Below are 17502 nucleotides of genomic sequence, written 5' to 3'. Positions count from 1 at the left end.
TATGCGCACCCGGCTCCTCCTGGGCTTGTCCCTGCTGTCCACTGGTCTGCTCGCCGGAGCCTTCGGCTACGGCGCCGCCAACCTCGTCCCGACCTTCAACTCCGTGCCGATCGACATGAGACTCGACTTCCACACCGAGCTGATGAAGATGAACGGGATCACCATGCAGGGGGCGATGGCGGTCTCGGCTCTCAGTGCCCTCGCCCTGGCCGCCCTGACACGCGAACGGGCCCGGGTCCTCGCAGCCACGGCAGGGCTCCTGACCGTCGCGTCCTTCCTGATCACCCGGTTCGGGAATGTCCCGATCAACGGCCGCATCAAGCAGTGGGCCGCCACCACGCCGCCGGCCGGCCATGCGGAGATCCTGCGCCGCTGGGAGCTGTTCAACGATGCCCGTACCTGCACTGCCATAGCTGCCTTCGCCGTCCTGATCTCTCTTGCCCTGCGGCAGGCAGGCGGACAGGGGGCAGGCAGGCAGGCGAGCGACACCGGCAGTGTCGGGCTTGCGGTAGGAAAAACAATGCCCCCGCCGGAACGTACCGAGAGGTTCAGGCGCGCTTGAAAGGGGACGTGCGCAGTGGGTGGAGCCGACGTTCGCGTCAGCTCCACCCACTGCTGGTCATGGTGACAAGGTCAGCACTTGTTGGCCGGGTGCTTGGAACCGCCGTCGTCCAGACGGTCGTTGTAGACCCATCCGTTGATGTCCTTGCCATCGACGCGGACGTGGGTCCACTTGTGGCCGTGGTCGTTCTCCACCCAGCAGTGGTATTGCAGCACCGTGCCGCCGGAGACCTCCTTGACCACGGAGCAGTCCTCGCTGGGACCCGTGCGGATCTTGGCCCCGTCCCCCTTGGGCGTGCCGTTGCCCGGGGACTTGTTGGACCAGGTGGGGTGGGAGCAGGCGTTGGCCCCACTGGTATCGGCACTGGCCGAAGGCGCTGTGACCGCCACGGTCGCCGAGGCCATCAGCAGCGGCACCACGGCCGCGGCGACAAGCCCTGCCTTCCCTCTGTTCACACTCATGCGTTTCCCCTTTGGCTCGACGGGCAGCCGGTGCGGCTGCCCCTGGTCACGAGAACGCTGCGCGCAGGAGCGGGCGAACACGAATGACCAGGAAGGACCGGCGAGGATTTCGGCGAAAGCCTCGAGCGGCGCTGGTCATTGCCGGCTCACTGTGAAGGTTTCTGCGAATCCTTACGGCTTCACAGCCTTCGTCACGCAGGAAAAGCTACGTCGCGTTCACTCCAACGTCAATGAAATACGAGCGCAGTTCATACGAATCGGCAGGTCGGCGCGCAGAATCTATTGCAATGACCTTGATGGTTAATGCAAAGAAATCGCGGTGTCGTTGCAACGAGCCACTCGTGAACGCACACTGGTACCCGACTCCGGACCGCACGAGGTGACCACCGATGCCGGGAAGCAGACTGACGCAGCAGGAGCGCCGGCACATCGCCGCCGGACTGGCCGGCGGGCTCTCCTACGCCGACATCGCCAAACGCCTGGACCGGTCGACGTCGACCATCACCAGGGAAGTGATGCGCAACGGCGGTCCCATCGAGTACCGCGCAGACCGTGCGCACCACGCAACCGGGCTACGTGCGCGGCGGGGCAGACGCTCCGGTACGTGCGTCCCGCCGGCCACCACCTCCACCGCTGCCTCCGCCACCGCCACCTACGGGCGGGACGCGGGAGCGGTGCGCGACTACGACAAGCGGCTCACGCAGGTCCTGGTCGATCTGGGGTTGACGCGGATGGCGGCCGGCGTGCTCGTCTGCCTGTACACCACCGACTCGGGAAGTGTCACCGCCGCCGACCTCGTCCAGCGGCTGCGCGTCAGCCCGGCATCGATCTCCAAGGCTGTCGGCTACCTTGAGGGGCAGGCACTGATCCGGCGCGAGCGCGACGCCGGGCAGCGGCGCGACCGGTACGTCATCGATGAGGGCGTGTGGTACCGATCCATGCTGGTCAGTGCCCGGCTGACCGCCGTCCTCGCCGAGACCGCCCGTGACGGCGCAGGCCTCCTCGGGACCGAGACACCTGCCGGGGACCGGCTGAGAAACATGGGTGAGCTTCTCGAGCACGTGGGCCGCGACCTGCTCCGGTCGGTCGAGCACTGGCGACATGCCTCGTTCGCCCGGCAGCCCCCGCGAACCGGCGACGACAGCCTCACCGGAGTCGGCCCAGCAGCCCATGGCGTCTCCTCGGTGCCCGACATCGCCCGGCCACCGCTATTACCGGCGGTAGTGACACCGGCCGGACGTCCATGAGCCCTGCGACCACCCGTTCAACGCGGCGAAGGCCGTGTCCGCCTGTCGGCAGTCCCGTTCGCTGCGGTGTACTTCCGGTAATGGCTGATCGTCTCCCGAGTACCCTTGCCGGGTGCAGCTGACCCCCTTGGACCGCGTCGAGGAGACCGAGGCCATCGGCCTGGCCGGTCCCGACGCGGATACGTTCCCTGTATCCGGCGCCACTGTTGCCCTCGGGAGCTCATCAACGGTCGTCATTGCGGTGGCCGGCGACGACCCGTCGGCCAGCGGGGTGTGGAACGCCGAGGAGTTCCGTCTGATCGGACCTGCTCCCGCTCCGGTCACGTCGCGGCTCATGGGCCCCATGCCCTTCACCACAGCAGGGTCCCCGCCGGAGCTGCCCGTCCACCTCTTCGTACGCCTTCACGGCGCCTGCCTGTACCTCGGCGTCGTGCGCGTCTCGATGTGCGAGACCAGCGAGGACGTACTCGCCCGCTGCCACCTCACCATCAGCCCGCCGCTGAGCCGCGAGACCCTCGACTTGGTAAGGCCCCCGGCCACGCCGCCCCCTCCTCTCCCTGATCTGGGCTGGCTCGGTGACGTGGGAACGGCTCCCGGCAGGGCCCTGGAGCGCTTCGTCACCAGCTGGTACCCATCGACTCACCCACAGCCGCTGTCCGTCGACATGCCCGACTTCATGCCCAGGGAACTGGCCGACTTCTATCGGCTGGCTGCGCGGAGGCCGGCCATCATGGGGGGCTACAACCGGATCGTGCCGATCCACGAATTGCGTCCGGAGAGCGGCGCGGGGCTCCTTGTCTTCGGTGTTGAATGCCAGGGCGGCTGGACCTGGTCGATACCCCGGGCGGAGGACGACACCAACATCGATCCCCCCGTATGGCTTGAGGATCACCGCGGCGAGGACCACCGGCCCGTGGCCGAGCAGGAACCTCTGAGCAGTTTCCTCCTGCAGTTCACCTTGAAAGAGGCCGCGATCACCGCCCCCTACCGGGCCATTTCCTTCGACCTTCCCAGGCGTTTCCTGCCGCAGCTCGAGGACTGTCTGCAACGCGTTCCCCTGCGGTCATTCCTCTCGCCCGTAGCCCCGACGGACTTCTTCGTCGGCCCCGGGCTCGTCGCCACGGTTGCGGCCGGCTGGGACAAGGACAAGGCCGAGGTCTGCATAGGTGCCCATCACCGCAGCGCGCTGCACCCGCTTGGCCGGCTTGGCCTCCCGTGGCGGGCCTTCGACGGGTGACCTCCCCCGCAATGCAGAGCTGGCCGGCCTAGCAGCAGTGGGAAGACGGCATGGGCGCCGCCCGGCCGGCGTATCCCTCACTTCAGTGCCAGCAGCAGTGAGCCGTCTTCCGGGCCGACAAACCCTAGCCGCTCCTCCGGCCGAAGGGCCGCCCAGCGTGTGCTGTCGATCTACGTCGTACGGATCTTCCGCCCCGCGGGACGTGGAGCCGTGCCCGGACACGGTCACGGTCACGACTCCACTGGGCGAAGCGGTGGTACACGGTCTGCCGGCACGGCAAGCTCAACGCGCCGGCCAGCCGGCCGGCCGGCCAACCAGCCGACCGGCCAAAGAAAACGGCACCCAACGAGACGTGTGCAGGGTCGGCGAGGGCGCGGTCAGAACCAGTGCAGGCAGTGCGGGGAGCGCTCGGCGCGGAAGAGGGCGTCAGCGAGGGTGGCCGCGCCCGGGCGGTGGGCCCTGATGTGTCCGGCACGCACGAGCGTGCTCGGGGCGGTGCCGCCGAGGTAGACCGAGCCCAGGTCGCTCACGTCCAGGGACAGGTCGGGCTCCCGGTCCGTCGGGACGCAGTCGGCCTTGCCGTCCCGGACGGTCAGCAGGTAGCGGCCGTGCTCGCCGAGGAACGGGTCGTCGACGTCGAGGACGAGCTCGCCGTCCATCAACCAACCGCGCGCGGTCAGCGCACGCGGGACGTCCAGCAGCCGCACCCAGAGCCAGTCGGTGTCGCCGCTCACCTCGCCGGCGCGGAAGTCCGCAAGCTGCCAGCGCAGCGGGTGCTCGGGCGAAACGTGCTTGAACACGACCTGAGTGACCAGGTCGTGTCCGAGTACGAACCGGGCCAGGGCCGTGTAGGCGGCGTCGTCGGTGGCGATGGTCTCGTCGACCGTCAAGGTGTTGGCCTCGCCGATCGAGTAGCTGGCGTACCCGTCCGGGACGCCGTCGGCGTCACGGTGGACGGCGATGTAGCGCGGCGCCGGCGAGATCGGGGGCTGCCCTGCGCGCAAGGCCCACCAGCGGTGCGGCCGGGACAGCGCGCCGGGCTGTGCGCGGCGGTACCGGTCGTACACCTCTTCCAGGATCTCGCCGCACTCGGCACGACGCAGCAGCTCGACCGAGCCGCTGTCCGAACCGGTCGCCGGTGCGTCGGCCGTTCCGCGCGCCCGGGGAAAGGCGAAGGCGGCCTGGTGGCGCGGCACCGTCAGCCGCGCGGTGTAGGTCGCCGGTCCGTAGCCGGACCTGCCGTAGATCGGAGCCTCGGAGGCAAGCAGTACGGAGAGGAACTCCCCGCGGGCCCGCAGCTCGGTGAGCTGATGCCGCATCATCGCGCTGAGCACGCCCTGGCGCCGGTGCGAGGGCAGGACGCCGACGGCGGTCACCCCCGCGGCCGGGACGAGGGTCTCACCGGGCAGGGTGAGCTCGAAGGAGTGCGCGGCGGCGGTGCCGACGGGTCGCCCGTCCGCCGTCAGGGCGAGCAGACAGCGGTCCGTTTCGAGCGCCGACCACCAGAGCCCGCCGCCCTCGATCGGGGTTTCCGGGAAGCGCCCGAACGCGGCATGGAGCGTGTCGACGAATACGTCGAGGTCCTGGTCGGTCGTGGGGCGGATCTCCATTGCTGCTGCTGCCTCCCTGGGATACGGGCACCACGACTCGTGGTGCCCCGCCACAGTGCAGCGTTGACCCGTGGCCAGGGCAAGCGAATTACGGCCGGGCCCGCGGCAGGTCACAGCACAGCCCGGTCCCTGCCCAGCCCCAGGGACTGTTCGCCCTCCCGGACAGCCAAGTCGTAGCTCATGCCCGGACCTTCTCCCGCGGCACCGACAAGCCTGGGTCACCGGACCAATCCGCCCGGCACCTCACCCGGCCAGGCGGGCGGCCTTGACCTCGCGCTGCGCGAACACTTCCTCACGACGGTCCGCCATCTGCCGCAGCGCGTCCTTTCGGTCTCGCTTGGACAGGCGGTCGAGATAGGTGCGCCCGAAGAGATGGTCGGTCTCGTGCTGCAGGCACCGCGCGAAGTAGCCCGTTCCTTCAATGACAAGGGAGTTGCCGTCCTTGTCGAACCCGCGAACGACGGCACGATCAGTACGGGAAACAGTCATGGTGGCACCAGGCACGGACAGGCAGCCCTCGAATTCGTCAATGAGTCGGCGGCTATCTGGATCGGGCAGGTCCAGGACAGGGTTGATGACGTGACCGACATGCCGGACCCCATAGTCGTCCGGGCAGTCGTACACGAACAGGCGCAGGTCGACGCCCACCTGGTTGGCCGCCAGGCCGGCCCCGTCGGCCACATACATCGTCCGGAACATGTCGTCGATCAACGCCGACAGCTCGGGAGAGCCGAACTCGGTCACCTCCTGGCACGAACGACTCAGGATCTCCTCCCCCACCACCGTGACCCGTCGCACGGAACCCCGTTCCGCCTCCGGCGGCAAAGCGGGATACGAGTCGACGGGCTGGCCCTGCACACGGACTCGCCGGTCCACGGGACGGGACCGGCCGTGACGAACAGACATCGTTTTCTCCCCTTCTGCGCACGCCACACAGGCCGCGGACGACACCGCGGCCTGCACCTCGGCGCAAGATCCATTTGCCAAGCCCTTTGCAAAGTAGCAGACTTTGCAAAGTGACTGAAGATGACCTCAACTCCCAGCACGACCAGGCACGGGACACCGGCGACGAACTGCGCGAGCACGAGGTCCGCACGGCCCTGCTGGGCCTGCTGGCCGAAGTCGGCACCGCCACGGCGACAGAAGCCGCCGCCCGACTCGGCTACAGCTCCGGGCTCTGCTCATTTCACCTTCGGCAGCTCGCACGCCACGGACACATCGAAGAGGCCCCCCACAATGGGGGCCGCGCGCGCCCCTGGCGCCTGAGGCAGAACACCACCGCTGCCGGCGGGCCCGCGGAGCAGGAATTCGGCGACTTGGCCCGCGGGCTGGAGGACGAGAGCTGGCTGCGATGGCTCGCCCAACGCGATCAAGCACCGAGCGAATGGCGCCATGACGAGGCCTTCAGCGCTGTCACCTACCTGACGCCCGAAGAGATGAGCCGGGTCGCGGACGCCGTCCGACGAGCACTCGCCCCCTACCAAGACCGCGAACAACGCCCCCTGGCCCGACCTGACGGCGCCCGACCGGTGGCCCTCATCACCCGGCTGTTCCCCTTGCTCCCCCACGGGGCGGACGAGGAGGGCCAGGCCTGAGCGGTCGAGGAATGCGCGGCGTGAGACAACCTGAGGTCTGGGGTGTTCTGGGATGTCGCCCGCCGGCAGATCGCAGCCGGCCCCGCTGCCCTCTCGGCCCTGTGGGGGCTTCTGACATCATCTCGACATGACCCCAGCTCTCCCCCGCACCGTCCGAGCCGTCGATACCGACCAGCTCCTGGACCTGGAACAGGAGGCCGCCACAGGCCGCTTCAACCAGCGGCTCCCGGTCGCCTGGCTCCGAGAGCACCTCGCCGCAGAGGCGACGCACTACCTGCTCCCTACACTTGCGCAACGGCTCAACCACCGTCCCGAAGTGTCTCCGCAGTGGAGGTGCCAGCTGCTGATGACCGTCAGGACCGGCGAACAGATCTGGGGTCTGCTCGACATCCTTCCCGACACCTTCGACAAGCTTCCGGAAACCTTGGACGCAGCATCCAAGAAGGACATCGCCAGCCGCATGGAGCAAGCCGTAACCCAACGTGAGTGGGCAGAACGGATGACTGCTGACGCAGCAAGCACGCCCCTCCTTGCGAGGCGATGACCAGGACGAGGGATCTTATGGGCTGACTTCTCCAGCCGTCCCCGTGACCTTCACCGTCGCAGCCGCGCTCACCGGGATACCGCCCGGCTCCTACGACGTCATCACCTGCGTTGCCACCATTCATTACCTGCCGTTCGCTGACGCTCTCACCCAACAAAGGCCGTAACGCACCCCGGCCCACCTCCATGACCGCCCCCACCCAACAAGCGACCACGGCCTTCCCCGAAACCCTCCGCACCACCCGCTCCGCACTCCCCGGCGCACGGCTGCGCCGACGACAATTCTGGCGCTACACGCTGGTATGGCAGCAGCGCTGACGACAGCGTGAACGAAACGGGTGAAGGCCCCTTCCTTACTAGGCACTGTTTCTCGGATCATGTTCGGAGCCAGATGGCGAGGGCTGCGAGTGTGACGGTGCCGAGGTAGATGTAGGCGCGTTTGTCGTAGCGGGTGGCGACGGCGCGGAAGCCTTTGAGGCGGTTGATGGCGCGTTCGACAGTGTTGCGTTTCTTGTAGCGTTCGCTGTCGAAGCCGGTGGGCCGGCCGCCTCGGGATCCTCGGTTCTTCCGGTGTCTGCGCTGGTCGAGACGTTCGGGGATGGTGTGCCGGATTCCGCGTCGTCGCAGGTAGCGGCGGTTTCTCCGGGATGTGTAGGCCTTGTCCGCCAGGAGATGATCGGGCCGGGTGCGGGGTCGTCCGGCTCCGGCCCGGGGCACGCGGACCTGCTCCAGCACGCGCTCGAGCTGGGGGCCGTCACCGTAGTGTCCGGGTGTCAGGACGAGGGCGAGTGGCCGGCATCGTCCGTCGGCGACGAGGTGGATCTTGGTGGTGAATCCTCCGCGGGAACGTCCCAGGCACTCGCCGATCTGACCACCTCCTCCAGCCGGACGGCCAGTTTCCGCAGCACCGGATCGGCCTGGTTCGTCCCCCGCCCGGCCCCCTTTTGAGGAACCGCGGGTGCCGGCGCTTTCCTCGCGCCGGCGGCGTGCTGGTGGGCCCGCACCGCTGTCGAGTCCACCGACACCTCCCAGTCGATCCCGCCCGCGGCGTCCTCGGCTGCCTGGATACGAGACAGCAGCATTTTCCACGTTCCATCAGCTGACCAGCGGCGATGCCGTTTATAGACCGTCTCCCACGGCCCGAACCGCTCCGGCAGATCCCGCCACTACACACCAGTCCTCACCCGGTAGAGCACCCCGTTGATCACCCGGCGGTGATCGCTCCACCGGCCCCCACGCACACCACCAGGAGGTAAGAACGACTCCAGCCGATCCCACTCCGCATTCGTCAGATCCCCACGGCCCATACAACCAGCCTGACCCCAACACCCCACCCAGGTCAGGAGATCCGAGAAACAGTGCCTAGTCCCTTGTGTGGTCGATCTGCCGGCTGCGTGCACGGTCAGGGGCAATGGCCGGTAGTGGCTGTCGCGCTCAGGGCGGACCTGTGAGGTGCCTGCAGGCAGGATTACAAGGGCTGACACTGAACGGTACCGTGCGCGATCAGCCGAGCACGGCCACTCAGGCCGGTCTGAGCAGTACTCCCGATCAGCTCGGGGCACCGAGGGCGTTTGATGGCTCCTGCGGACGTGATCACCGATGCCTCGGATGAGGCCGCGGGCAGCCGAGCGTGCGGCCCGGGACCGCAGGTGGGCGGAGTCGGGCGGGGATCGCCCTGACTCTGCTGATCCCGGCCGCGGTCGTCTCGAGGATCTTGTACCTCTCCCCGGAGCATGGCGGCCGTTGCCTTACCTACGGCGAGCAATGTTCGTCGGTGTCCGAGGCATGGAGGGCTTTCCGGTGTCCGCAACGCTCGGGCTGCTGGCGGTCGGCGGATCCAGCCGCCGGCAATGGTTCCATGCGGTTCGCAGGGGGACGGTCCTCGCGCAGGTCCTGGCCCAAGTCGTGACGGCAGCGATGTTTCTCGGTTGAGCCCGAGACCGGGCCACGGCACGCATCTCCCCCTCCAGTTCCGAAGAGAAAAACGCAGAAAAGTACGGACCCTGATACGATTCAGGGCCATGATCAAGAAGAAGGGTGAGGACCTCACCCTCGATGCCGTGACCTCGGCGCGCCGCGCGTGGAAGAAGGCCGAGGCCGACTTCCACGCCGCCATCGTCCGCGCGTTCGAGGCCAAGCCCGTCCACGGCCGCAAGGCCGAGATCGCAGGCGCCGCCGGCTTCTCCGACTCCCGCGTTCGCCAGATCCTCAACGACGCCGCCAAGGCCGATCGGGACAAGGGGCAGGCCGCGTGAGCGCCCACTCCGCCACCCGGCGCCCGGCCGGCGTCCCGCCCATGCCCGAACGCACCCCGAAAGCACTTCGGGAAGCGATCGCCGCCCACGCGCCCCAGCTTCTCGCCGACTTCGACCGGCACTGGAAGCGGGACATCGCCGACACCTACGACCTCACTCCCGTACCGGCGTTCCTGGCTCGCTGGTGGACCGAGTACGCCCTCGCCCGCAACCCCGAGCTGGACGCCCGGGTGACCGACCTCGAGGACCGCGCCGCCGAAGCCGACGACACTGCCGAGGCCCGCGCCCTCCTCGAGCAGGCTGCACACCTGCGGCGGGAAGCCGGCCGTGTGGAGCCCGGTCAGTGACCGCAGGGTTCATGGGCCCGCCCTGGCAGATCGACTACGTCGAAGCCGCACGCGTGTACCGCGACTCACTGCCTGAAGAAGTGAGGAACAAGTTCCGGGACATCCTCATCGACATCCTCACCGCCAAAGACCCCTACCGCCCCGGGGAACACGTCCCGGTCGAACCCGCCCGGTCCACCCGCTTCCGCGGCCCCCACATCCTCACCTTCGACAGCGGCCGGGGATGGGCCCGCTTCGTCTTCATCCGCCGCACCGCAGACCCGCAGGTCATCATCGAAGAACTTTTCTGGCAATGACCACGCACCCAGAACTCCGCCGCCGCACTCGCTCCCGCGCCGCAGGGGCCGGGCCCTGACCCTCCTGGCTGCCCTCGCCGAACTCGCAGCCTCCGCATTGCGCCCCCGGCGGGACCGACCCTCCGACGGAGACGGCTGACCCGACCGCTCCAAGAGCCAGCAAGTCGCAGCACACCGAGAGACTTTCGCTACGCCCGCCTTACTCGTTGCCGCAGGCGGCTGGCTGACGGTCGCCGGGCGTGGGCCTCCTCGGCGCCGACGAGTTCGCGGCGACGTACATGCCGCAGGGCATGGGTGCGCAGATACGCCTCGGTGCCGACCGGGCTGCATGCACGCGCCAGGCTGCCCGGATGTTCCGCTCAGGGTCGACAGAGACAGCACGGGCCGAGACGGCGGCTCCAGGCTCGGGGGTGGTGGGTGCGTGTTCAGGGACGCGTCTGCCCCAGCAACGGCAGCCGGTCCGCCTCGGTGTCAGTGCCCTACGGCATGATGATCGCTGTGGACACCGAGATACTCATAAACGTCTGGCAGCGGCTTCTCACCGACCCTCGCAAGTCGTGGGTGCTATTCGAACACGGCACGTGTGTCGTGCTGACCGCTCCGGACGGAGACCTTGCTGAACAGGCCACCGAGATCCTGAAGGAATTCGGGCCTGTGCACGCCGGATCTTCGGCAGGAGACTTCGGAGTGATCGACCTCAGGGATGCTGAAGGATGGGCCGTCACCGGGCACCACCGCGACGTCCTCACCTATGTCGGCCCTGATGAGCCGGGTGATCAGTCCGAGCTCGCTGTCGGCCTCTGCGGACGCTCCAAGCGCGATCAGGACGGAACGGAGCTTCGCATCGTTCACGTCGAGGACAAGCGCGTCCCGGCAGACCTGGCGTAGGTATCAGGGTCTCACCCGTGGGGGCGCTGGCGACGTATCCGCTCCGGGCCCCGGCGGGGCCTCCGGCAATCCGGCTCGGCGACCAGGCGACTGGTCGTCGTGCCTGTGATGTGACCAAGTGCCTCGTAATGACGGGGCTGGACCTGCAGGACAAGTCGACGGACAGCGAAGAATCTGCCGCACTGCGGTGCGACGCCGAACCCGCAACAGGTGGATTTCCAGGCTGCCCCGTAGCCATCGCCGGAGGCCGCTGGCTTCGCTCGCTTCGGTCGACCGGTTCACCCTCGACGGCACCATCTTTGAGACCCGACGGACTCCTGCTCCGTGCCAACGCCCAGACCCGAGCCGAAGCTCAAGTCAGGAGACTCTCGCCCATGGCCGTCGGCCAGCTCACCGCCTCACGATGAGTTGGCCGGTAATCCCTCGGTGTGAAGCTCCGCCAACTCCTCGGAAGCCGGTAGCCCCGGGTCACGAACGGGACGGCCGGCCTCGGATACCCAGTTGGGCCGGAAGCGTTCGACGAAGTCCATGAAGTCATTCCGTAGATACCGAGCATCGGACGGCTTCAGCCGGATCTGCTGGCGGCTGTCAGCCCACCAGACCTCGAAGTCGGCAACCGTGCCTTCCAAAGGCCAATCACCACCCTCTTCAGGCAGCAGCAGGACGTCGACGAAGCCTTCGACGCCCAGGCCGATGTCCACGGTGATCCCGACCGCACCAGGGCGGGGTACCTTCACGACCGTGCCTTCGAAGACCTGCCCGAAGTGCAGGCCTCCCCGAATCCGAGCCCACTCCGCCTCTGTCACCACCAACGCATCATCGCACCTTCGTCCCGAGTCGCGGCAGCAGAGGCTCAGCGTGAACTCATGCTCAAAGCGGACTCCACACTCGCAACAGCATTCCCTCACGGATACGTACAGCCGGGCGGGCCCCGGGGGTCGTTGCGGTACAGACGAATGCTCGTACAGCGGTGATCTGCTGGTGGTCAGCCTTGCCAGGCGACAAGTGACTTCACCACCTGGCAAGACTGACCAGGGCGGGGCGAATCCTGAGCCGGTGAGACTTCACGACCCGTAGCGGGGATCTGGATCAACGCTGAGTAGAGCGCCGATATCGGAACCCAGAAACAGGGTGCCTCGCCCGGTGACCTCGGCATGACAACCTTGGTGAACAGACCGAGGAGCATTTCGAGAGCCGGTCCGGCCCCCGGCATGAAGATGGCCTTGTCGCCGACGCATCCGTGATGCTGAACGGGGTATCAATGACCGGTTCGCCTTCGAGGCAGATACACCCGTCAGGTGTATGGCACAAGCACCAACCAGCTCCGTGAGGACTTTCAGCACACGCCCAGTTGTGGATTTGTCGTGTGCCGACGGCTGGCCGATACAGCGCTAGCGCCGCATCGGCCAACGTTCGCCCTGCATATATGGTCAGGACATGGATGCCTGCCACCAACCGACGCTTGACGAGATTGAAGGGCGCTTCGTCGCGCTTGTCGATGGTCGTCTGACCCGGGACGAGGCCGACCGCTGGGCCGGGCGGTGGGTGGCCGACGACGGGCTTGTCTGGGACGACATCTCCTGGTGGGCACTGAGCCTCCTACACGGAATCGACCTACCCGCAGACGAGAGCGGCGCCTACCTGCACGACGACGAGCAGCTCCGTGCATGGCTCGCCGAGCTGAGGAAACGCCGGACGATGTGACGTGCCTATAGCTGCCGTCCCGGCGCCGGTCACTGCCAGGCTGTGCGCATGGCCGAACGGGTACGGGTGCGGGAGATCGATGACGACGAGGGTCGACGACTACTGCGGATCATCCGCAAAGACACCGGCTCAGTCGTGACATGGCGGCGTGCGCAGATGGTTCTGCTGTCCGCGCAGGGCATGCCAGTGGCGAAGATCGCCGAGGTGACGTTCACCAGCCCGGACCGGGTCCGCGATGTGATCCACGACTTCAACGCGGACGGCTTCGAGGCGCTCTACCCGAAGTACAAGGGCGGAGGGCCGCGGACCTTCACCCTGCCGGAGCGCCGTGAGATCAAGACGATCGCCAAGTCCAAGCCGGCCGAGCACGGCCTGCCGTTCTCGACCTGGAGTCTGGCCAAGCTGGCCGACTCCCTCGTCGCCGAGGGGGTGGTCGATGACATCAGCCACGAGGGCCTTCGGTCCTGCTCCGCGAGGAGGGCGTCTCCTTTGACCTGGAAGGCCTCCCGCGACCCCGACTACGAGGCCAAGAAGGCCCGGGACGAATACCTCTACGCCATCGCCGATGGCGAGGTCAGACCCGAGCCCGGGGAGCCTGAGGTCGTGTTCTGCATGGACGAGTTCGGCCCGCTCAACCTCCAGCCCCACCCCGGCGGCATTGGGCCGAACACGGCGGAAAGCACAAAGACCCGACGCGCGAGCCTAGGCCGCGGCGGCGTGTGACCTACACCCGACCGCACGGGGCGAGGCACCTGTTCGCCGCCTACGACCTGGGCAAGAACAAGCTCTACGGGCACATCAAGAAGACCAAGAACCGCTCGAAGTTCCTGGAGTTCTGCCACTACCTGTGCAGCCTCCGCCCGGCCGACGTGCGCATCGCCATCGTCTGCGACGACTTCTCCCCGCACGTGACCACCAAGCGCTGCCGTCGGGTTGTGGACTGGGCCGAGGCCAACAACGTCGAGATCGCCTATGCCCAGACCAACAGCTTCTGGCTCAACAGGATCGAGGCCCAGTTCGCGGCCCTGCGCTACTTCACCCTCGACGACACCGACCACGCCAGCCACAAGAAGCAGGGCAGCATGATCCGCCGCTACATCATGTGGCGGAACAAGCACGCCCAGGATGAGCGCCTACGCGAGGTCGTCAACAAGGCGAACGTTGCCTGATGCGGCACTAGAAGACCGGTGAAGAGGCGACGAGCGTGTCCAGCAGCTGGTTGCGGGCCTCTTCACCGTTGCAGGCGATCTGAGATCCACCCGGGTCGGCATAGTCATGGACCCGGCAGCATACGGCAGCGATCGCTCCGGTGCCGGGGACCTCACGGATCATTCGGCGGACGGCGACGGCCCCCGGCATGTGGCCCACGCATCAGGCTCGACCGGCTCACTCGACGACTGTCCCCTCATGCCTACAACTCTGGCCCTGGATCACGTGGTCCAGGGCCAGAACAACCCAACATCCTCACCGATCTTCTAGCTGACAGGCCGCAGGTAGAAGCGGAAGCTGACGTTACCGCCGCAGTCGGCGGGGCCCCCGGTACGGCCGATGGTCATATTGGATTTGAAGTAGACCTTCTTCCTGCCGTCCAGCTTGACGGTCTTGTTGATCTTGAAGGTCGCGGAGTGGTCCCGGGCATCGCCGGGAATGGGGTGAGGGTCCCACTGGGTGCGCCAAACGGTCCCGTCATTGCCCCGGACCATGAACTGACCCTGTGCGTTCGACTCGACGCCGGTGCGGTAGGTGAGGCGTATCGACTTCACGTAGATCTCTTCTTTGGTGACCTTGCCCAGGTCCCATTTGGCGAAGCCGATGATCCAGGCGTCCCGCTTGCAGCCGGAGAGGTCAGTCACGTCCTCCTCCACAGTGCCGCTGTGCACGACACGCGGACCTCCGACCTTGACCTTGTTCTCGAAAGCAGGGCGGTGTACCTCAGCGGAGGCCGTCCCGGTCCCGACTGTGGTGACCAGAGCGACAGCTCCGGCCGCCGCCATGATGGAAGTGCGCTTATTGATCAAGCTAGGCATGGAAGACCTTTCCAGGGAAATCCCTCATGACGCGAGTGGGCGGGCAGCGGACACCGATCCGGCACGGAGACTCCGCTCCGAGTCCGGCAGTTGAGCCGAAGCCGGGGAGCTGCCCTTGTTCTCCCTTCACTCTTCTGCCTGCCCGGCCCGCCCACACCGGCTGGCGGGAGGATCACCATCCGCCTTGCGGTGGAGGCAGCGCGGCTCTTCTTCATCCGCCAGGGGGACCAGCAGCCGTGTGACAATCCGCCGAAGTCGGCCAGCTGTTCAAGCCGGTTCATCCATGCGGCCGTTCCACCTTGAAGACAACGGCGCCAGGCCTACCGGCCTCGACCCGGCACGCTATGCCGCGGGAACGAATTCGAGTGGTTGATCAGCCGATTGAAGATCTACCGGGTCGTGGCCACGCGCTTTGACAAGAGGGGATACGACCGCCGGACAGACTCTGGGAGGCGCGGTTCAGCGGCACAGGGCCGTGTCCACGAGACGCTCCACGCGCTTCATGGTTGCCTTGTCGGTCGGCTGGATGGTCACCGCGATGTTGACGGCGCGGCCGCCGTCGGTGGCGCCGCCCCGGGTCTCGTATCCCGTAGTGCTACCGCCGTGACCCCAGTAGACACCGCGGCCGCACGACAGTGGCGTGCTCACGAGCCCCAGTCCGTAGCGGGCGCCGGAGGCGAAGGGGAATCCAGCGGGGACGGTGGTGCGCATCTGGGCGAGCTGGGCCTCCGGAAGGAGGCTGCCGGGGGTCAGGAGCGCGGTGAAGAAACGGTTGAGGTCGGAGTTGGTGGAGATCATCTGACCTGCCGCCCAGCCCCAGGAGGGGTCCAATTCCGTGCCGTCACGCAGAGGCGCGCCTGCCGAATCCTGGTAGTAGCCCTTGGGATGGGGTTCCCGGATGGTCACGTCGCCGGGGGCGGGGAAATAGGTGTGTCGCAGCCCGATGCGTTTGATGATGCGCTGGTCTATTTCTTCAGCGAGGGGGTGGTCGGTGACCTTCTGGATGATCAGGCCGGCCAGCACGTAGTTCGTGTTGCTGTACCCCCATTTCTCCCCAGGGGCGAAGTCGGCCTTGTGCTGGAGAGCGATGCCGAGGAGGTCGAGGGGGTCGTAAGTCCGGACGTCGTCACCGAGGTACTTGACGTAGTTGGGAAGTCCGCTGGTGTGCTGCAGGAGCTGACGGACGGTGATGTGGCGTCCGTCGATCCCCTCCCCGCGTACGAGGTCCGGCAGATAGGTGTCGACCTTGTCGTCGAGGCCGATCTTCCCTTCACCGACCAGTTGCAGCACGACCACCGCGGTGAACGTCTTGGTGTTGCTACCGATCCGCACCTGACCGTCCCTGGGCACCTTCGACCCGGTGGCCAGGTCACCAACGCCTGCGGTGTAGGTACGGGTGCGGCCGTCACGGTCCTTGACGCTCGCCAGCGCGGCGGGTACGCCGTCGGAGCGCACCAGCCGGCTCAGGCCCTGCTGAACGGCATCCGGCCTGGCTGTGGCAAATGCCGCGGGCGGCGCCAGGGCGCCCATCGCTATAACGCCGACAGCCACTGCGGCCGCGGCCGGCACGGCTCTGCGCCGACTACCCCGTCGCCCGGAAGAACGGAACCTCTGCCATGTCTGCTCACGCACGACCCAACTCCTACGGAATCACTGGAAACCAGCGGTATATGCCGGGCTCAGCATTTCCGGGTACGGCAGCCCGGGACGATCCTGCTACCCGCCGAGCTCCAGGTAGGGCTAACCCCCGGTGCGCTCAGTCGGCGAGGAACGGCGCGGGGACGCCCTGGCCGCGGTGGCGGATCGACTTGTCGAAGCCGGTGGGCCGGCTGCCGGCGCTGCCGCGGCAGCGTCCAGGCAGTGCGGAGTCTGTGCTGCGGGCCTCGGGAGAGAAGTGGCCGCCCGCCTCGCATGTCACTGAGGCTCACGGCTGATTACCGCGCGCCCCCATGCGCTTCGTCCGCCCCCTCGTCTGCCCCTCACCTACGTGTACTCCTGCGGTGGAATGGCTGGCACTTCCGCCACTGCTCGGCAATGAGCCGCCGCAGCTTCGTGCTGATGGGCAGCGTTTCGCCAGTCGTCCAGTGGTGTTGTGGCTGTTGCGGCTGTTGCGACTTCGAGTGGTCTCGAAGCTTGAGTCGGGGGGACGAAGCATGAGTGACGGGGCCGGTGGTGGAGCAGCAGGATCTCCTGCCCCCAGGTATGGGCCATCAGTAGTTACCGCTGTTGCGGCCATCTTGGCTGCAATAATCGGGGGGATATTCTTGTTGTACGCAAGATCCGATGGTCCGAGTGGCGGAGGGAATTCCGCGTCAGCAGGCCCTGATGGCGGAGGGTCTGATTCGGGAGGGGGCCGTGAGAGCCCAGCCATCGACACATCACCATCAACCGACGGATCTCCCACCCAGTCGACCCCTCGGTCGTCAGTAAGTGCACGGGGGAAAGCATCACCGCCTTCTTCCAAAGCCCGATGGACGGGCCCCGTAACCCTCCCGTTGACCCTCAATGGAAATTCTGACGTCGGTGCAGATTTTGACGGGAAAAGCCCAGGGCGGCTCGTGGGCGTGGACGATGATCTGCGCGGTGATTACAGCGCGTCGGCAGCGGTTATGGTGATGACCGGCCGTGCGGCAGAAGCGCCGGGGGATGTTGGTGACCTAAGTCGTGCCGACTGCGAGAAGCGACTGCCCCCAGGTGTTGCGCGGGGGCCGGCATGGGTCCCCCTCACGC

General features: G+C 67.1%; 17 protein-coding genes and 3 pseudogenes. 12 read left to right on the top strand and 8 right to left on the bottom strand.

All coding sequences use genetic code 11. The annotated features are described in order from the left end of the window. The first annotated feature begins 1 nt into the window (after position 1). Positions 2-562: an anthrone oxygenase family protein gene (locus IE295_RS15420; protein ID WP_190064192.1), complete on the top strand. Its 561-nt coding sequence runs from the start codon at positions 2-4 to the stop codon at positions 560-562. A 71-nt stretch (positions 563-633) separates the two neighbouring features. On the opposite strand, the gene IE295_RS15415 is transcribed toward IE295_RS15420, so the two are convergent. Further along, complete coding sequence (locus IE295_RS15415) at positions 634-1023, bottom strand: SH3 domain-containing protein (protein WP_190064191.1); 390 nt, start codon at positions 1021-1023, stop codon at positions 634-636. A 389-nt stretch (positions 1024-1412) separates the two neighbouring features. On the opposite strand from IE295_RS15415, the gene IE295_RS15410 reads away from it, so the two are divergent. Further along, positions 1413-2270, top strand: a complete 858-nt coding sequence (locus IE295_RS15410) for a GbsR/MarR family transcriptional regulator (RefSeq protein WP_190064190.1) — start codon at positions 1413-1415, stop codon at positions 2268-2270. Positions 2271-2397: 127 nt separating this feature from the next. Further along, positions 2398-3507 carry a hypothetical protein gene (locus IE295_RS15405; RefSeq protein WP_224323247.1) on the top strand — a complete coding sequence of 370 codons (1110 nt, stop codon included), beginning with the start codon at positions 2398-2400 and terminating at the stop codon, positions 3505-3507. Between the two features lie 377 nt (positions 3508-3884). Here IE295_RS15405 and IE295_RS15400 read toward each other — a convergent pair whose 3' ends face one another. After that, complete coding sequence (locus tag IE295_RS15400) at positions 3885-5117, bottom strand: GNAT family N-acetyltransferase (RefSeq protein ID WP_190064188.1); 1233 nt, start codon at positions 5115-5117, stop codon at positions 3885-3887. Positions 5118-5360: 243 nt separating this feature from the next. After that, positions 5361-6023, bottom strand: coding sequence for a peptide deformylase (gene def / locus IE295_RS15395; protein WP_190064187.1), 663 nt, complete (start codon positions 6021-6023; stop codon positions 5361-5363). A gap of 110 nt (positions 6024-6133) precedes the next feature. Between def and IE295_RS15390 the strand changes: the two genes are divergently transcribed. The 3 genes and pseudogenes from IE295_RS15390 to IE295_RS33475 all read left to right on the top strand — a co-directional run. After that, a complete protein-coding gene (locus IE295_RS15390) occupies positions 6134-6712 on the top strand; it encodes a helix-turn-helix domain-containing protein (protein ID WP_190064186.1) in 579 nt (192 codons plus the stop codon). A 127-nt stretch (positions 6713-6839) separates the two neighbouring features. Continuing rightward, positions 6840-7256 (top strand): hypothetical protein, encoded by a 417-nt coding sequence (locus tag IE295_RS15385; protein ID WP_190064185.1) that lies wholly within the window; start codon positions 6840-6842, stop codon positions 7254-7256. Positions 7257-7278: 22 nt separating this feature from the next. Next, a pseudogene (locus IE295_RS33475) lies at positions 7279-7573 on the top strand (SAM-dependent methyltransferase); the annotation flags it as partial. Positions 7574-7630: 57 nt separating this feature from the next. Here the strand turns inward: IE295_RS33475 and IE295_RS15380 are convergent. After that, positions 7631-8562 (bottom strand): annotated as a pseudogene (locus IE295_RS15380) (IS5 family transposase). 714 nt (positions 8563-9276) lie between these two features. Between IE295_RS15380 and IE295_RS15375 the strand changes: the two are divergent. From IE295_RS15375 to IE295_RS15360, 4 genes are all read left to right on the top strand, one after another. Continuing rightward, positions 9277-9510 carry a hypothetical protein gene (locus tag IE295_RS15375; RefSeq protein ID WP_190064184.1) on the top strand — a complete coding sequence of 78 codons (234 nt, stop codon included), beginning with the start codon at positions 9277-9279 and terminating at the stop codon, positions 9508-9510. A gap of 41 nt (positions 9511-9551) precedes the next feature. After that, on the top strand, positions 9552-9857 hold the full coding sequence (locus tag IE295_RS15370; RefSeq protein ID WP_190064399.1) for a DUF6247 family protein: 306 nt from the start codon (positions 9552-9554) through the stop codon (positions 9855-9857). Further along, positions 9854-10153 (top strand): hypothetical protein, encoded by a 300-nt coding sequence (locus IE295_RS15365; protein WP_190064183.1) that lies wholly within the window; start codon positions 9854-9856, stop codon positions 10151-10153. The genes IE295_RS15370 and IE295_RS15365 overlap by 4 nt, the downstream gene beginning before the upstream one ends. Before the next feature lie 486 nt (positions 10154-10639). Continuing rightward, positions 10640-11041, top strand: coding sequence for a hypothetical protein (locus IE295_RS15360; RefSeq protein ID WP_190064398.1), 402 nt, complete (start codon positions 10640-10642; stop codon positions 11039-11041). A 398-nt stretch (positions 11042-11439) separates the two neighbouring features. On the opposite strand, the gene IE295_RS15355 is transcribed toward IE295_RS15360, so the two are convergent. After that, a complete protein-coding gene (locus tag IE295_RS15355; RefSeq protein ID WP_190064397.1) occupies positions 11440-11850 on the bottom strand; it encodes a S1 RNA-binding domain-containing protein in 411 nt (136 codons plus the stop codon). A 628-nt stretch (positions 11851-12478) separates the two neighbouring features. On the opposite strand from IE295_RS15355, the gene IE295_RS15350 reads away from it, so the two are divergent. Together IE295_RS15350 and IE295_RS34250 are read left to right on the top strand one after the other, a co-directional pair. Next, positions 12479-12745, top strand: coding sequence for a YxzC family protein (locus IE295_RS15350; RefSeq protein ID WP_190064182.1), 267 nt, complete (start codon positions 12479-12481; stop codon positions 12743-12745). Positions 12746-12793: 48 nt separating this feature from the next. Next, positions 12794-13914 (top strand): annotated as a pseudogene (locus IE295_RS34250) (IS630 family transposase). 306 nt (positions 13915-14220) lie between these two features. Here IE295_RS34250 and IE295_RS15340 read toward each other — a convergent pair. From IE295_RS15340 to IE295_RS15330, 3 genes are all read right to left on the bottom strand, one after another. After that, positions 14221-14598, bottom strand: coding sequence for a hypothetical protein (locus tag IE295_RS15340; protein WP_190064181.1), 378 nt, complete (start codon positions 14596-14598; stop codon positions 14221-14223). 633 nt (positions 14599-15231) lie between these two features. After that, a complete protein-coding gene (locus IE295_RS15335) occupies positions 15232-16341 on the bottom strand; it encodes a serine hydrolase domain-containing protein (protein ID WP_190064180.1) in 1110 nt (369 codons plus the stop codon). A gap of 187 nt (positions 16342-16528) precedes the next feature. Continuing rightward, positions 16529-16690, bottom strand: a complete 162-nt coding sequence (locus IE295_RS15330) for a hypothetical protein (protein WP_190064179.1) — start codon at positions 16688-16690, stop codon at positions 16529-16531. Positions 16691-17502 lie beyond the last annotated feature (812 nt).

It is taken from the genome of Streptomyces griseocarneus (assembly GCF_014655595.1).
GTDB lineage: Bacteria > Actinomycetota > Actinomycetes > Streptomycetales > Streptomycetaceae > Streptomyces > Streptomyces griseocarneus.
This window is presented reverse-complemented; position numbering and strand designations above follow the sequence as displayed.

Coding starts and splice junctions, on each gene's coding strand:
- def (WP_190064187.1), bottom strand. CDS start 6,023: ATGTCTGTTCGTCACGGCCGGTCCCGTCCCGTGGACCGGCGAGTCCGT.
- IE295_RS15375 (WP_190064184.1), top strand. CDS start 9,277: ATGATCAAGAAGAAGGGTGAGGACCTCACCCTCGATGCCGTGACCTCG.
- IE295_RS15350 (WP_190064182.1), top strand. CDS start 12,479: ATGGATGCCTGCCACCAACCGACGCTTGACGAGATTGAAGGGCGCTTC.
- IE295_RS15415 (WP_190064191.1), bottom strand. CDS start 1,023: ATGAGTGTGAACAGAGGGAAGGCAGGGCTTGTCGCCGCGGCCGTGGTG.
- IE295_RS15360 (WP_190064398.1), top strand. CDS start 10,640: ATGATGATCGCTGTGGACACCGAGATACTCATAAACGTCTGGCAGCGG.
- IE295_RS15410 (WP_190064190.1), top strand. CDS start 1,413: ATGCCGGGAAGCAGACTGACGCAGCAGGAGCGCCGGCACATCGCCGCC.
- IE295_RS15400 (WP_190064188.1), bottom strand. CDS start 5,117: ATGGAGATCCGCCCCACGACCGACCAGGACCTCGACGTATTCGTCGAC.
- IE295_RS15370 (WP_190064399.1), top strand. CDS start 9,552: ATGCCCGAACGCACCCCGAAAGCACTTCGGGAAGCGATCGCCGCCCAC.
- IE295_RS15385 (WP_190064185.1), top strand. CDS start 6,840: ATGACCCCAGCTCTCCCCCGCACCGTCCGAGCCGTCGATACCGACCAG.
- IE295_RS15420 (WP_190064192.1), top strand. CDS start 2: ATGCGCACCCGGCTCCTCCTGGGCTTGTCCCTGCTGTCCACTGGTCTG.